The organism is Demequina sp. NBRC 110056, from assembly GCF_002090155.1.
Lineage (GTDB): Bacteria > Actinomycetota > Actinomycetes > Actinomycetales > Demequinaceae > Demequina.
In genome coordinates, this window is sequence record NZ_BBRM01000007.1 from 147698 (window position 1) to 161367 (window position 13670).

The 13670-nt window shown below is 69.8% G+C and carries 14 protein-coding genes; 4 read left to right on the forward strand and 10 right to left on the reverse strand.

Going from position 1 to position 13670, the window contains the following annotated elements:
• The first annotated feature begins 57 nt into the window (after positions 1–57).
• From B7K25_RS12190 to B7K25_RS12200, 3 genes are all read left to right on the forward strand, one after another.
• Positions 58–999: a carbohydrate ABC transporter permease gene (locus B7K25_RS12190; protein ID WP_371328308.1), complete on the forward strand. Its 942-nt coding sequence runs from the start codon at positions 58–60 to the stop codon at positions 997–999.
• Positions 992–1921, forward strand: a complete 930-nt coding sequence (locus B7K25_RS12195) for a carbohydrate ABC transporter permease (RefSeq protein ID WP_084106332.1) — start codon at positions 992–994, stop codon at positions 1919–1921. The genes B7K25_RS12190 and B7K25_RS12195 overlap by 8 nt, the downstream gene beginning before the upstream one ends.
• Before the next feature lie 79 nt (positions 1922–2000).
• Complete coding sequence (locus B7K25_RS12200; protein WP_234988252.1) at positions 2001–3329, forward strand: ABC transporter substrate-binding protein; 1329 nt, start codon at positions 2001–2003, stop codon at positions 3327–3329.
• Positions 3330–3540: 211 nt separating this feature from the next.
• Here the strand turns inward: B7K25_RS12200 and B7K25_RS12205 are convergent, their stop codons facing one another.
• The 6 genes from B7K25_RS12205 to B7K25_RS12230 form a co-directional block, all read right to left on the reverse strand.
• Entirely contained in the window at positions 3541–4074 is a 534-nt protein-coding gene (locus tag B7K25_RS12205) for a type 1 glutamine amidotransferase domain-containing protein (protein ID WP_084106334.1), read from the reverse strand.
• Positions 4075–4212: 138 nt separating this feature from the next.
• Positions 4213–4449, reverse strand: coding sequence for a hypothetical protein (locus tag B7K25_RS12210; RefSeq protein WP_084106335.1), 237 nt, complete (start codon positions 4447–4449; stop codon positions 4213–4215).
• Between the two features lie 5 nt (positions 4450–4454).
• Positions 4455–5795 carry an inorganic phosphate transporter gene (locus B7K25_RS12215; RefSeq protein WP_234988254.1) on the reverse strand — a complete coding sequence of 447 codons (1341 nt, stop codon included), beginning with the start codon at positions 5793–5795 and terminating at the stop codon, positions 4455–4457.
• Between the two features lie 58 nt (positions 5796–5853).
• A complete protein-coding gene (locus tag B7K25_RS12220) occupies positions 5854–6234 on the reverse strand; it encodes a YchJ family protein (RefSeq protein ID WP_084106337.1) in 381 nt (126 codons plus the stop codon).
• A 73-nt stretch (positions 6235–6307) separates the two neighbouring features.
• On the reverse strand, positions 6308–7384 hold the full coding sequence (locus B7K25_RS12225; protein ID WP_084106338.1) for a low specificity L-threonine aldolase: 1077 nt from the start codon (positions 7382–7384) through the stop codon (positions 6308–6310).
• A 19-nt stretch (positions 7385–7403) separates the two neighbouring features.
• Positions 7404–8054, reverse strand: a complete 651-nt coding sequence (locus B7K25_RS12230) for a hypothetical protein (RefSeq protein ID WP_084106339.1) — start codon at positions 8052–8054, stop codon at positions 7404–7406.
• 250 nt (positions 8055–8304) lie between these two features.
• Here B7K25_RS12230 and B7K25_RS12235 point away from each other — a divergent pair, with 250 nt between their 5' ends.
• Positions 8305–8700, forward strand: coding sequence for an RNA-binding S4 domain-containing protein (locus tag B7K25_RS12235; protein ID WP_084106340.1), 396 nt, complete (start codon positions 8305–8307; stop codon positions 8698–8700).
• Positions 8701–8980: 280 nt separating this feature from the next.
• Here B7K25_RS12235 and B7K25_RS12240 read toward each other — a convergent pair whose 3' ends face one another.
• The 4 genes from B7K25_RS12240 to B7K25_RS12255 form a co-directional block, all read right to left on the reverse strand.
• A complete protein-coding gene (locus B7K25_RS12240; RefSeq protein WP_084106341.1) occupies positions 8981–11452 on the reverse strand; it encodes a glycogen/starch/alpha-glucan phosphorylase in 2472 nt (823 codons plus the stop codon).
• A 128-nt stretch (positions 11453–11580) separates the two neighbouring features.
• Positions 11581–12651, reverse strand: a complete 1071-nt coding sequence (locus B7K25_RS12245) for a glycosyltransferase family 2 protein (protein ID WP_084106342.1) — start codon at positions 12649–12651, stop codon at positions 11581–11583.
• Between the two features lie 120 nt (positions 12652–12771).
• Positions 12772–13044 carry a hypothetical protein gene (locus tag B7K25_RS12250; RefSeq protein ID WP_084106343.1) on the reverse strand — a complete coding sequence of 91 codons (273 nt, stop codon included), beginning with the start codon at positions 13042–13044 and terminating at the stop codon, positions 12772–12774.
• Positions 13045–13124: 80 nt separating this feature from the next.
• Positions 13125–13553: a hypothetical protein gene (locus B7K25_RS12255; RefSeq protein ID WP_084106344.1), complete on the reverse strand. Its 429-nt coding sequence runs from the start codon at positions 13551–13553 to the stop codon at positions 13125–13127.
• Positions 13554–13670: the final 117 nt, after the last annotated feature.

The window sequence follows — 13670 nt, forward strand, 5'->3', positions numbered from 1 at the left end:
CCATGGTGATGGAGAGGTACCGACGCCACAGCGGCGTTCCGATGCGGGAGGTGTCGCGTGTCGGTCGTCTCTGAGCTGCGAGGCATGGGCGGGAAGAAGCGCGGCAAGCGCCAGCCCTCCGCCATGCGCAAGGGCGACGGCAAGGCCGCCGCGATCTTCCTCGCGCCGTGGTTCATCGGGCTGTTCCTCATCACGGCCGGCCCCATGATCGCCTCCGCGTACCTGTCCTTCACGGACTACAGCCTGCTGGCGCCGCCCGAGTGGATCGGGTTCGACAACTACACGCGCATGTTCGAGGACCCGCGCCTCATCAACTCGCTGAAGGTCACGTTCCTGTACGTGTTCATCTCGGTGCCGCTGCAGCTGGCGATGGCGCTCGCGCTCGCGCTGGTGCTCGACCGGGGACTGCGCGGTCTGCCCATCTACCGCTCGATCTACTACCTGCCCTCGCTGCTGGGCGGCTCGGTGGCCATCGCGCTGCTGTGGCGTCAGGTGTTCGGCGCGGACGGCCTGGTCAACTCGGTGCTCTCCGTGTTCGGGATCGAGGGCGAGGGATGGGTGTCGCACCCGGACTACGCGCTGGGCACGCTCATGGTGCTCAACGTGTGGACGTTCGGCGCGCCCATGATCATCTTCCTCGCGGGCCTGCGCCAGATCCCGCAGATGTACTACGAGGCGGCGTCGATCGACGGCGCCGGCAAGTGGCGCCAGTTCCGCTCGGTGACCATCCCGCTGCTGACGCCGATCATCTTCTTCAACCTGATCCTGCAGCTGATCGGTGCGTTCCAGACCTTCACCCAGGCCTACGTGGTCTCGGGAGGAACGGGCGGCCCGGCCGACTCGACCATGTTCTACACGCTGTACCTGTACCAGAAGGGATTCGCGTCGCTCGACATGGGCTACGCCTCGGCGATGGCGTGGCTGCTGCTCGCGATCATCGCCGGCATGACCGCCGTGAACTTCCTCGCCTCCAAGTATTGGGTCTTCTACAATGACTGACTCCGCCGTGCGCAACGACGCACCCCCGTCCAAGCCCACGCTGACCGAGGTGGCCGAGCGCTACCCCGAGCCCAGCGGCAAGCCGTCGCAGTGGCGCGGCCGCACCCGCTCGATCCTCAAGCACGCGGCGCTCATCGGCTTCGGCCTGGTGATGCTCTACCCGCTGCTGTGGATGATCTCGAGCTCGTTCAAGCCCGACGCGATCATCTTCCGTGAGCCGGGCCTGATCCCCACCGAGTTCACGTGGGACAACTACACGGACGGCTGGAACGCCCTGCTGCACCCGTTCGACCACTACCTGCTGAACTCCGCGATCATCGTGTTCGGGTCGCTCATCGGCAACCTGGTGTCGTGCTCGATGGCGGCGTACGCCTTCGCGCGGCTCGAGTTCCGCGGCCGCAACCTGTGGTTCGCGATCATGCTGATGTCGATCATGCTGCCGATCCACGTGATCATCGTCCCGCAGTACATCCTGTTCTCGTCGCTGGACTGGATCAACACGTTCCTGCCGTTGATCGTGCCCAAGCTGCTCGCCACGGACGCCTTCTTCATCTTCCTGATGGTGCAGTTCTTCCGCGGCATCCCCCGCGAGCTCGACGAGGCCGCCCGCCTCGACGGCTGCGGCCACGGACGCATCTACTTCAAGATCATGCTGCCGCTGTCGCTGCCGGCGCTCGCGACCACCGCGATCTTCACCTTCATCTGGACGTGGAACGACTTCTTCAGCCAGCTGATCTTCCTGACCCGACCGGACATGTACACCGTGCCGGTCGCCCTGCGCACGTTCATCGACGCCACGTCAGAGAGCTCCTGGGGCTCGCTGTTCGCGATGTCGATCGTGTCGCTCATCCCGATCTTTCTGGTCTTCCTGTTCGGCCAGAAGTACCTCGTCAAGGGCATCGCCACGACGGGACTCAAGTAGCAGGGCTGCAATCGGCCGGCCGATCCGACCGAAGAACGACGAAGTTCGACACGAAGGAGACAGACCGATGATCACATCGATGAGGAAGCGCACCATGTGGCGCGCGGGAGCTGTGCTCGCCGCCGGTGCCCTCGCCCTCGCTGCGTGCAGCAGCGATTCCGGAAGCGACGACCCCAGCGACGAGCCCACCGACGGCGGCACCGACAGCGGTAGCGGCGAGCAGGTCGAGATTCGCTTCTCCTGGTGGGGCTCGGACGAGCGCCACACCCTCACCCAGGAGGTCATCGACCTCTTCATGGAGGAGAACCCCGACATCTCGGTCGTGGCTGACTTCACCGACTGGGGTGGCTACTGGGACAAGCTCGCCACCACGGTGGCCGGTGGCGACACCCCCGACGTCATGACGCAGGAGGAGCGCTACCTCACCGACTACGCGAACCGCGGCGTCGTGGCGGACATGTCCACCCTCGACATCGACACCAGCATGATCGACCCGAGCGTGCTGCAGTCCGGCACCATCGGCGGCCAGCTCGCCGGCATCGCGACGGGCATCAACGCCTACGCGATCGTCGCGGACCCGCAGATGTTCGAGGACGCGGGCGTCGAGATGCCCGACGACACCACCTGGACCTGGGACGACTTCAAGGAGATCGCCGCGCAGATCTCCGACGCCCTCGGTGACGGCGTCTACGGCGTGCAGGACTACGGCGGCAACGAGGCCGGCTTCAACATCTACGCGCGCCAGCAGGGCGAGTCGCTCTACACCGAGGACGGCACCCTGGGCTACTCGGACGAGACCCTCGCCCAGTGGTGGCAGGACCTCGTCGACCTGCGCGAGTCGGGCGCCATGCCTGACGGCGCTCGCAGCGTCGAGATCGCCGAGGGTGGTCCGGAGCAGTCGCTGCTCGGCACCAACACCGGCGCGATGGGCATGTGGTGGACCAACCAGCTGGGCGCCATCTCGAGCGCTGCCGGCCGTGACCTGGTCCTGCTCCGCCTGCCCGGAGAGTCCGAGCACGAGCGCACCGGCATGTACTTCAAGCCGGCCATGTTCTACTCGATCTCCGCGGAGACCGAGCACCCCGAGGCCGCGGCGAAGTTCGTCGACTTCCTCGTGAACAGCCCTGAGGCCGGAGCGCTCATCCTCTCCGACCGTGGTCTGAACATCAACACCGCCGTCCGCGAGGCCGTCTCCGGCCAGCTCGACCCGCTCGAGGTCCAGGCGGCGGAGTTCCTGGCCGAGCTCGAGTCCGAGATCGTCGACGGCCCGCCCGCACCGCCCACCGGCGCTGCGGACGTCCCGGAGATCACGGGCCGCATCAACCAGGAGGTGCTGTTCGACACGATGTCGCCGGCCGACGCGGCGGCGCAGTTCACGTCCGAGGCTGGGGCGGCCATCGGACAGTGATCCAGCCGGGTGCGCCGGGGCTCTCTCCCCGGCGCACCCGCTGGAATGGCACGCGGCAGGACCCGGGGGTCACTCCCGAACTTCGGGCCCTGCCGCGTTGCTGTGTCTCGGGGCGGTTGATGCTGTCTGCCCCCACCCCCTCCCACGACGAAAGTGGGCCCACTTTCGTGGACAAGAAGGGGCGGAGCGGGAAGGATCGACCGCCAGCGCTCTACCGCGCGGCCTCGACCACCGCCGGGACGAAGGCGTCCAGGTCGTCCGGGTTGCGCGAGGTCAGCAGCGTGAAGCCGTTCGCCTCGCAGCGCTGGAGCTCCCCGTCGACCCAGGTCGCACCCGCGTTGCGCAGGTCCGTCGCGAGCGACGGGTACGAGGTGGTGGTCTTGCCGCCGGCGACGTCCGCCTCCGCGAGCAGCCACGGGCCGTGGCAGATGGCCGCGACCGTCCTGCCGTCCGCGGCGAACCGCCGCACGAGCGACACCGCCGCCTCGTGCGTGCGGAGGGTGTCCGCATTGATGGTGCCGCCCGGGATCACCAGGACCGCGTGGTCGGCGGCCTCGATGTCCTCGAGCGCGACGTCGGGGGTGAAGGTCTCGCCCGGGTCCTTGTCGCCCACGAGGGTCTGGATGGTCTCCCCGCCGGGCGCCGCGAGGGTCACGGGCACGCCCGCCTCGCGCAGGCCCTCGAGCGGCCGCTTCAGCTCGTCCTGCTCGACGCCGTAGGTCGTCGTGATGATCAGTGCGCTCATGGCGCTCTCCTCTCGTCGACGGTGCAGGGCCGGGTCTCGGCCCCGGTCCACGTCAACGAACCCCGCCGGTGGCGACATTCCAGGCCACCCGGCGACCGCACCGGGCCACGGGGTCTGGGGGCACGGGGCAGAGGAGCGTCAATGCCCGCCGGAGGCGAGGAAGTAGATCGCGCCGATGACGGCCGCGATGACGATCGCGAAGCACGCCCAGGCGCCCACGAGGCGCACCGTCGAGACCTCGCCGGCGTCGTCACGCGCGCCCGGCGCGGCGAGGATGCGCACCCCGAGGGCGAACAGCGCCGGCAGGCCCGCGCCCACGAGCGTGCCGACGATGAGCACGTTGGCGAGGGCGCCCCATTCGATGAACTCGTTCATGGCGGCTACCTTCCCTCGCCCTTGCGCGGCGCTGGCTGATCCTCGGTCTCGAGGGACTCGTGGCTCGCTCTCTCGGCCTCGAGCTGGGCCTCACGCTCGAGGCGTGCCAGCTCCTCGGCCTCGCGCTTGGCGGCGCGGCGCTTGGAGCGCTTGAGCTCCTTGCGCTTGACCCGCATCTTCTCGGGGCGGTGCACCGACACGGACTCGGCGATGTACGCCTCGGAGTCCTGGACGGGGTCCCACTCGTCGTTGACGTTGCTGTGGTTGACGGGCTTGCGGCGCGACGCGATGTAGATCGCTGCGGAGACCGCAAGCAGGATGCCGAACACGACGTACGAGCCGAGCGTGCCGCCGCCGAAGGCGCTGTCGATCCAGTAGCAGATGGCGCCCACGAGGGCCGCTGACGGCACCGTGATGAGCCACGCGGCGAACATGCGGCCCGCGACCCCCCAGCGCACCGACGCGCCCTTCATGCCCACGCCCGAGCCGAGGATCGAGCCGGTCGCCACGTGGGTGGTGGACAGCGAGTAGCCGAAGTGGCTCGACAGCAGGATGACCGCGGCGGACGAGGTCTCGGCGGCCATGCCCTGGCGGCTGGACAGCTCGACCAGGCCCTTGCCGAGCGTGCGGATCACGCGCCAGCCACCCATGTAGGTGCCGAGCGCCATCGCGAGCGCACAGCTGACGATCACCCAGAACGGGACGCTCGAGTCGGCCGGCACCGCGCCCGCGGCGATGAGCGCCAGCAGGATGATGCCCATCGACTTCTGGGCGTCGTTGGTGCCGTGCGCCAGCGAGACGAGCGAGGCGGAGCCGATCTGGCCCCAGCGGAACATCCGGTCGTTGTCCTTCTCCGGCACGTCCTTGGTCAGGCGGGTCACGAGCGACGTGCCGACCGAGGCGACGATGATCGCGACGACGGGCGCCACGAGCGCGGGGATCAGCACCTTCGCCGTGAGGCCGCTCCACAGCACGCCGGAGGTGCCGGCGGCGGCGAGCACGGCGCCCACGACGCCACCGACGAGGGCGTGCGACGAGCTGGAGGGGATGCCGAACAGCCACGTGATGAGGTTCCACACGATGCCGCCGGCGAGTCCCGCGAGCACCACCTCGAGGGTGACGATCTCGGCGTCGACGATGCCGGTGGCGATGGTGGCGGCGACCGTCAGCGACAGGAACGCGCCCACCATGTTGAGCACGGCCGACAAGATGACGGCCTGCTTGGGCTTGAGCGCCCGCGTCGCGATGGACGTGGCCATGGCGTTTCCGGTGTCGTGGAAGCCGTTGGTGAAGTCGAAGGCGAGGGCTGTTGCGATGACGATGCCGAGGAGGACTGGTTCGGTCACGCCGACCATTGTGACGGAAAGATGAACACAATGTGACGGGACCAACGGCCGGGGCCGCTCAGGACACGTCGCCGTCCACGTACAGCCACCGTCCGCGCTCGCGGACGAACCGGCTGCGTTCCCTCATGCTTCCTGGTATTCCCGCGTTCGTGTGCCACATCGCGAGGAACCTCACCGTGGCCCGATCGGGATCCTGGGGGTCCACTGTGAATTCCTCCACGTGAAGCCCGAACCACGTCTGGCCGCCCAGGCTCAGCGAGTCCGGCCGCGTCGAGGGGTGCCAGGTGCGCAGCAGGTACGGCTCGTCCTCGCGGACGTACGCGGTGTAGCGCGACCGCATGAGGGCCGATGCGTCGGGCGCCTCGCGCTCACCCGTCAGGTACGGGCGGCAACAGGTGCGGTAGGTCTCCTCGGACCCGCACGGGCACGCGAGCGCCATCACCGACCGCCCGAGTGGGTCCTCTGGGCGACCTGGTGTCGTGCGTGCGGCGTTCGCCAGTCAGGCTGGCCGGTCACGCCGCGCTCGAACGGGCGAGCGCTCCGAAGCTCGCGACGTCCTCGGCCTGCGTGTCCCACGACGCCATGAGGCGCACCTCGACGGTGTCGGGGGTCGAGCCCGCCTGCCAGTCGTAGAAGCGAGTCGACTCGCGCAGGGTGGCGGCGAGGGTGCGCGGAATCTCCACGAACACGGCGTTGGCCTCGGTCGCCTGGGTGAACCGCAGCGCGCCGTCGCTCTCGAGGGGGGCGAGCTCCTCGCGGAGCGCTGCCGCCATCGCGTTCGCGTGGCTGGCGTTGCGCAGCCACAGCGGGGCGCCGGCCTCGTCGGTCGAGGTGAGCAGCGCGGTCAGCTGCGCGGACGCGTAGCGCATCTTCGAGCCCAGCTGCATGGTGGCCTTGCGCAGGTGCGGCAGGGAGGCGGCGAGCTCGTCGCGCAGCTCGGGGTTGAGAACGATCACGGCCTCGGCACCCATCGCGCCGTTCTTGGTGCCGCCGAACGACAGCACGTCGGCGCCGGCGCAGGCCTCGGCGAGCGAGACGCCCAGGGCCGCGGCCGCGTTCGCGATGCGCGCGCCGTCGAGGTGCACGCGCATGCCCGCGGCGTGCGCCGCGTCGGTCAGCGCGCGCATCGCCTCGAGCGAGTACACGGTCCCCAGCTCGGTGGCCTGTGTCACGGACAGCACGAGCGGCTGCGCGCGGTGCTCGTCGCCCAGGTCGGGCGTCCAGCGCTCGAGGGAGTCGGGCGACATCCGGCCGTCGGGCGCGGACAGCGGCAGCACCTTGAGTCCGCCCACCCGCTCGGGCGCCCCGTTCTCGTCCACGTTGATGTGGGCGTGCTCCGAGGCGACGACGCCGCCCCAGCGCGGCGACAGCGCCATCAGGGACACCACGTTCGCCCCGGTGCCGTTGAAGACGGGGAAGCCGAGCGCATCGGCCCCGAAGACGTCGGCGACGGCCGCGTCGAAGGCCGCCGTGGACGCATCGGCGCCGTAGGCCGTCTCGTGGCCGCCGTCGGCCGCGACGATGGCGGCGAGCACCTCGGGGTGCACGGAGGCGTAGTTGTCGGACGCGAAGTGACGGGTCTGGCTCACCTCACGAGTCTGCCACGCGTCAGGCGGATACCTCGCGCACCCACAGCGCGCCCTCGGTGCGGAAGCCCACGCGGCGCATGTAGTCGCGGTCGAGCTCCTCCCGCACCGGGACCTCGAGGCGGCTGAAGCCCGCGCGGGACAGCTCGCGCGACTCGCGGTAGACGAACTCGCCCGGCGTGAAGTCGCGGAAGCGCTCCTTCACCCAGTCCAGCTCGACCAGGCCGCGGCCGTCGCCGAGGTCCTTCACGGCGACCACGCCCACGGCCTCGTCGCCGCGGACCACGAGGAACGTGTGACGGGTGCCGCCGGCGCCGGTGCCCGCATCGGCGTCGATGGCGAAGCTCGGCGCGTGGGTGGCGATGTCAGCGGAGTGCTCCTCGAGGACGTGGCGCAGGAAGGCGTTGTCGGCGTCCACCGCGAGCACCTTGTAGACCTGCTCGTCATGCGCCTCGTGGTAGAGCCGCCACAGCCAGTAGATGTCGATGATGGTGATCGCGAGGTTCATGAACGCGAACGGCCACACGCCGATGATGCCGTTGTACACGGTCGCCGTCGCCGCTCCCGCGAGGTTCATCCAGCGGAACCGCAGCACCCGCGCCTGCATGAGCGACCACACGATGAGGATCGAGCCGATCCACCCGATCGCCTCGAGCACCACCTGAGTCTCCATGGGCCTCAGGGTATGCCCCTCAGCAGGGCCGATGCGCGGGCTGGGGTCCCGGGCGCCGCACGTGGGCGCGTGCGCGGCCGTCCGATGCGTGCGTCGGGCGGCAGTGGCGATCACGGAGCAGCGAACGGGCGGGGTCAGTGCGCCACTGTGTGCCGCAGCGGGAACTGAGCGTCACCCGGATGCCCGTTCGTGACCCTCATGTCCCGCTGGGAGCGCAGTGCCCGGGTGTGCCGCCTCGTAGGCTGGCGGGATGGACCGATCGAGCGCGCGAGCCGACGTCTGGGTCTGGGCGGTGCGCCTGTCGAAGACCCGGTCGCAGGCGACGGCGGCGTGCAAGGCGGGGCACGTGCGCGTGAACGGGGACCGCGCCAAGCCGTCGACCCCGGTGCGGGTGGGCGACCGGGTCGAGGTGACGCTCGTGCACCCCAACGGCCCGGCGCAGGTGCGCATCGCCGAGGTCCGTCAGCTGCTGCTCAAGCGCGTGGGCGCCGCGGTGGCCGCCGAGGCGTACGTGGATCACTCGCCGCCGCCACCGCCCAAGGCCGAGCGCCCCGCGGCCATCGGCGTGCGCGACCGTGGCACGGGCCGGCCGACGAAGCGGGAGCGGCGCCAGCTCGACCGCCTGCGGGGTCGCGCCTCGCGCTGAGCCGAGCCCTGTTCTGCTCAACCCAGCCCGCGCATCGGCCCTGCGCGCTGGGAGGCACTGAGTGCCGAATCCGGGCGAAAATCGGCACTGAGCGCCTTCCAGGGCGGCGCGGACGGGAAGCCAGCCCGCGCATCGGCCCTGTGAGGCATCGCCGGCTCCTAGCGGGACATGAGTGCCAGAAACGAGCCGCCAATGACCTTCATGTCCTGCCAGCGCGCCAGGACGTGCTCAGCTCACGTTCACGCGAGAAACCTGACGCGAGTACCTCGCGTGAGGCTCGTCAGGCGTTCTGCTTGACCGGCCGCGCGCCCCAGATGCGCTCGAGGTAGTCCGAGATCGAACGGTCCGAGCTGAAGAAGCCCGAGCGCGCGACATTGAGCACCGCGGAGCGCGACCACGCCTCGTAGTCGAGGTAGTACTGCTCGACTCGCTCCTGGGCGTCGACGTAGGCGCGGAAGTCGGCGAGTGCCATGAACCGGTCGCGCTCGGTGAGCGACGCGAAGATCGACGCCACCGCCCCGCCGCGGTCACCGCCCGTGAAGGCACCCGACGCGATGAGGTCGAGAGCCGCCTTGAGCTGCGGGTCGGACTCGTAGACGGCGCCGGGGTCGTAGCCGCGGTCCTGGAGCGCGGCCGCCTCGGGCTCGGTCATGCCGAACAGGAAGAAGTTGTCGTCGCCCACGAGCTGCCGGATCTCGACGTTGGCGCCGTCGTCCGTGCCGATGGTGAGCGCGCCGTTGAGCGCGAACTTCATGTTGCCGGTGCCGGAGGCCTCCTTGCCGGCGAGCGAGATCTGCTCGGACAGGTCGGCCGCCGGGATCAGCGTCTCGGCGAGCGTGACGTTGTAGTTCGCGGGGAACGCGACCTTGAGGCGGCCCTCGAGCGAGGCGTCGGCGTTGATGGTCGCGCCCACGGCGTTGATGAGCTCGATGGTCTCCTTGGCGCGCACGTAGCCGGGCGCTGCCTTGGCGCCGAACACGAACGTCCGCGGCGTCACTGACTCCAGCGGCACGCGGCCCGACTGGATGCCCTCGTACAGCGAGACGATGTGCAGCAACTTGAGCGACTGGCGCTTGTACTCGTGGAGGCGCTTGACCATCGCGTCGACCATGGCGTCGCCGGCGATCTCGATGCCGTCGCGCTCGGACAGCACGCGGGCGAGCTCGACCTTGTTGGCGCCCTTGATCTCGCGGAAGCGGCGGCGGAACTCGGCGTCCTCGGCCAGCGGCTCGAGCTCGCGCAGCCGCTCGAGGTCGGTGATCCAGCCGTCGCCGATGGCCTCGGTGATGAGGCCGGACAGGCCGGGGTTGGACAGCCGCACGAACCGTCGAGGGGTGACGCCGTTCGTCACGTTGGTGAACTTCTCGGGCCACAGCTCGGCGAAGTCGCTCAGCACCTTGTCGGCGAGCAGCTGCGAGTGCAGCTCCGCGACGCCGTTGACCTTGAAGCCGGCGACGGTCGCGAGGTGTGCCATGCGCACGGCGCGCTCGGGGTTCTCCGCGATGATCGACATGCGGCGCACGCGCAGCTCGTCGCCGGGGTAGGCGGCGAGCAGCTGCTCGATGAACTCCTCGTTGATCCGGTAGATGATCTCGAGGTGGCGCGGCAGCAGCCGGCCCAGCAGCTCGACGGACCACACCTCGAGCGCCTCGGGCAGCAGCGTGTGGCAGGTGTAGGCGAACACCTTCTGGGTCACGGCCCAGGCGTCCTCCCAGCTCCAGCCGCGCTCGTCCATGAGGAGGCGCATGAGCTCGGGCACCGCGATCACGGGGTGGGTGTCGTTGAGCTGCCACGTGATGCGCTCGGGAAGCTGGTGCAGGTCGAAGTCGGCCGGCAGGACGTTCTCGATGAAGTCGCGCAGCGAGGCGGCGACGAAGAAGTACTGCTGCTGGAGGCGCAGCTCCTTGCCCTGCGGGGTCGAGTCCTCGGGGTAGAGCACCTTCGAGATGTTCTCCGCGAAGGTGCGGGCGCGGACCGCCTCGACGTAGTCGCCCTGGTTGAACTCCTGCAGGTTGAAGCCCTCGGTGGCCTTGGCGCTCCACAGGCGGAGCGTGTTGACGCGCCCGTTGCGGTAGCCCGGCACCATGTAGTTGTAGGGCACGGCGGTGACGCGCCAGTCCGGCTCCCAGGTTCGGGCGTCGCCCGCGACCAGGTCGTCACCGGGCTCGGAGGTGCTGCCGCCGAACCACACCTCGACCGCGTTCTCGGGGTGCGGCAGCTCCCACGGCGAGCCCATCCGCAGCCAGTGGTCGGGCTTCTCGACCTGCTTGCCGTCGACGAAGCTCTGGCGGAAGATGCCGTACTCGTAGCGGATGCCGTAGCCGATCGACGGCACGTTGAGCGTCGCGAGCGAGTCGATGAAGCACGCCGCGAGGCGCCCCAGGCCTCCGTTGCCGAGGCCCGGCTCGATCTCGAGCCCGCGCAGCGCGTCGAGGTCGACGCCCAGGCCGTCGAGCGACTCCCGGGCCACGTCCTCGAGGTCGGCGGCGAGCATCGCGTTCTCGAGCTGCGGGCCCAGCAGGAACTCGGCCGACAGGTACGCGACGGTCTTCGCCTGGTCGCGGTACTGGTTGCGCAGCGTCTCGAGCCAGCGCGTCATCAGGTAGTGACGCACGGTGCGCGCGAGCGCGAGGTGCTTGTCGTTGTCGGAGGCGCGGTCCAGGTCCACGCCCTGGCCGAAGTTCAGCTCGCGCAGGAAGGCTCGGGTGAAGCTCTCGACGGTGCGCTCGGGGGCCGCGACGGGCGGAGTCATCTCGTTCACAGTGCCCAATGTAGGCGCTTGCATCGCCGCGCGGCAGGCCGTTCGTCACGGATTCACCTGCCGGAAACATGGCCTCGCGCTCGGGGGCCGACAGAGGGCCGATGCGCGCGCCGGGTTCGCTACGCCGCGCCGCCCCGCGACGGGGAACTGGTCTCGCGTGCCGAGGTCTCGCGCGCCGGGGTCTCGAGCACCGGCGCCTCCCGGGCAGGGCTGGCCGCGCTGGGCGCGGACACGTGCGTCGCGGGCGACGGCGCCGGTCCGTACTGCTGCTCCTTGACCCGCTCGAGCATCTGCTCGGTGAGGATCCGGTTGGTCTTCATGAGGTCCGACAGCACGCCGAGCGCGATCGACAGCCCCGCGCCCACGAGCATGATCGTGCCGAAGATGAGGGACTGGATGTGGTTGCCGTCGTTGCCGAGCGCGCGCAGGATCGCGAAGCGCACGAACGGCACCATCCCGATGACCCCGAACACGAGGGTCAGCGCGGAGAACACCATCCACGGCCGGTACATGATCGACGCCCGGAGGATCGCCTGCGCAGACTTCAGCATGTGCTCGAACACGTTCGAGAACAGGCGAGACTCGCGGGTCTTGGCGTTGGTGTCGACGGGGATCGAGACGATCGCGAGGCGCTTGTCGCCCGCCTGGATGATGGTCTCCATCGTGTAGCTGAAGCGGGTGACGACGTTGAGCCGGTACAGCGCGTAGCGGGAGTAGGCGCGGAAGCCGGAGGCCGCATCGGGCAGCCGGGTGCCGGCCGCCTTGTTGACCACCCAGGAGCCGAACCGCTGCATCGTCTTCTTGAACGGGCTGAAGTGCGCGATGGTGTGGGTCTGGCGGTCGCCGATGGCGATGTCCGCCTCGCCGCGCAGCAGCGGCGCGATGAGGTCGGGGATGCGATCCTGCGGGTACTGGTTGTCGCCGTCGGTGTTGACGACGATGTCCGCGCCGTGCGCCAGCGCGTAGTCGACGCCGTCGCGGAAGGATTGGGCGAGGCCCATGGTGCGCGAGTGGTGGATGACGTGCGCGCCGCGCTCGCGGGCGATCGCCGCGGTGGCGTCGGAGGAGCCGTCGTCGATGACCACGATCGCGATCTCGTCGACGCCGTCGATGGCGGTGGGGATCGAGTCCAGCACCGTGGCGAGCGTCGCCTCCTCGTCGAGGCACGGGATCTGGACGAACACCTTCACGCGCTCAGCGTATCCACTCTCCTCCGTGATGAATTCGGGCCCACTTTCGTCGGGATAGGCCCGAGATCGGGAAAGTGGGCCCATCTTCGTGGAGAGGGGGTGGCCGATGCGCGGGTTGGCTCAGGCCCGGCGTGCCAGGTAGGCACGGAGCTGGACGACGCCGATGCCGGCCAGCAGGGCCAGCCCCATCGCGCCGACCGCGGCGCCGGCGACGAGCGCGGGGCTCTGCGACAGCACGGTGTCGAACAGCCCGTGGAACCAGCGCATCCCCAGCCACGCGCCGAGCGCGCCGGCGAGGACGCCAGTGATGACGCCGCCGTTCACGGAGGGGTGCGTCTTGACCACGCCGTAGCCCAGGATCGCGCCGAGCGCGACGCAGACCAGCTCCACCATGGACGCACCTCCTTGCGCGACAGGATGGCATAGACGCGCTGGGCGTCAGGTCAGGGGCACACCGCGAGGGCGCGCACGGCTCAGATGCGCGCCTGCGAGTTGATGAGCCAGCGGGCCACCCCGGCGCCCACGCCGGCGGCGGGCGCGATGACGGGACCCGCGCCCACGAGGTTGCCGAGCATGAAGCCCACCGCGAGCCCGAGCCCCGCGAACGCGAGGATGTGGACGTTGGTGTTCGCGTTGCCGCGCAGCAGGAAGCCCAGGCCCCACGCGAGCGCGGGGCCGACGATGATGAAGACACCGACGATCAGTCCCAGCAGCGCGATGCCGCTGGAGACGAGGGTGCCCTCGGTCGGGTTGGGGTCGTCGGATCCGAGCAGCACGGTGAAGAACACCAGCACCGCGCAGATGATGCCGGCGAGCGCGCTGCCCGCGAACACCCACCACGGGCTGAAGCTGACCTCCCAGCGCGGGCGCACCTTGCCGGTCTCCGGATCCCACTGAGCCATGGGCACAGCCTAGAACCCGCATCGGCGCTCCACCGTCCGGCCCGACGCGCGCAGGGGCCACCTATCGAGACCAGGGCCCATGCGCAACAATGAGCGGGTGACCTCCTTCGCAGACCG

What these genes read in the sequence shown, in the direction of transcription:
- B7K25_RS12255 (WP_084106344.1), bottom strand. Translation starts at nt 13,553, where the DNA reads ATGGCTCAGTGGGATCCGGAGACCGGCAAGGTGCGCCCGCGCTGGGAG.
- B7K25_RS12235 (WP_084106340.1), top strand. Translation starts at nt 8,305, where the DNA reads ATGGACCGATCGAGCGCGCGAGCCGACGTCTGGGTCTGGGCGGTGCGC.
- B7K25_RS12205 (WP_084106334.1), bottom strand. Translation starts at nt 4,074, where the DNA reads ATGAGCGCACTGATCATCACGACGACCTACGGCGTCGAGCAGGACGAG.
- B7K25_RS12230 (WP_084106339.1), bottom strand. Translation starts at nt 8,054, where the DNA reads ATGGAGACTCAGGTGGTGCTCGAGGCGATCGGGTGGATCGGCTCGATC.
- B7K25_RS12210 (WP_084106335.1), bottom strand. Translation starts at nt 4,449, where the DNA reads ATGAACGAGTTCATCGAATGGGGCGCCCTCGCCAACGTGCTCATCGTC.
- B7K25_RS12200 (WP_234988252.1), top strand. Translation starts at nt 2,001, where the DNA reads ATGAGGAAGCGCACCATGTGGCGCGCGGGAGCTGTGCTCGCCGCCGGT.
- B7K25_RS12250 (WP_084106343.1), bottom strand. Translation starts at nt 13,044, where the DNA reads ATGGTGGAGCTGGTCTGCGTCGCGCTCGGCGCGATCCTGGGCTACGGC.
- B7K25_RS12195 (WP_084106332.1), top strand. Translation starts at nt 992, where the DNA reads ATGACTGACTCCGCCGTGCGCAACGACGCACCCCCGTCCAAGCCCACG.
- B7K25_RS12240 (WP_084106341.1), bottom strand. Translation starts at nt 11,452, where the DNA reads ATGACTCCGCCCGTCGCGGCCCCCGAGCGCACCGTCGAGAGCTTCACC.
- B7K25_RS12220 (WP_084106337.1), bottom strand. Translation starts at nt 6,234, where the DNA reads ATGGCGCTCGCGTGCCCGTGCGGGTCCGAGGAGACCTACCGCACCTGT.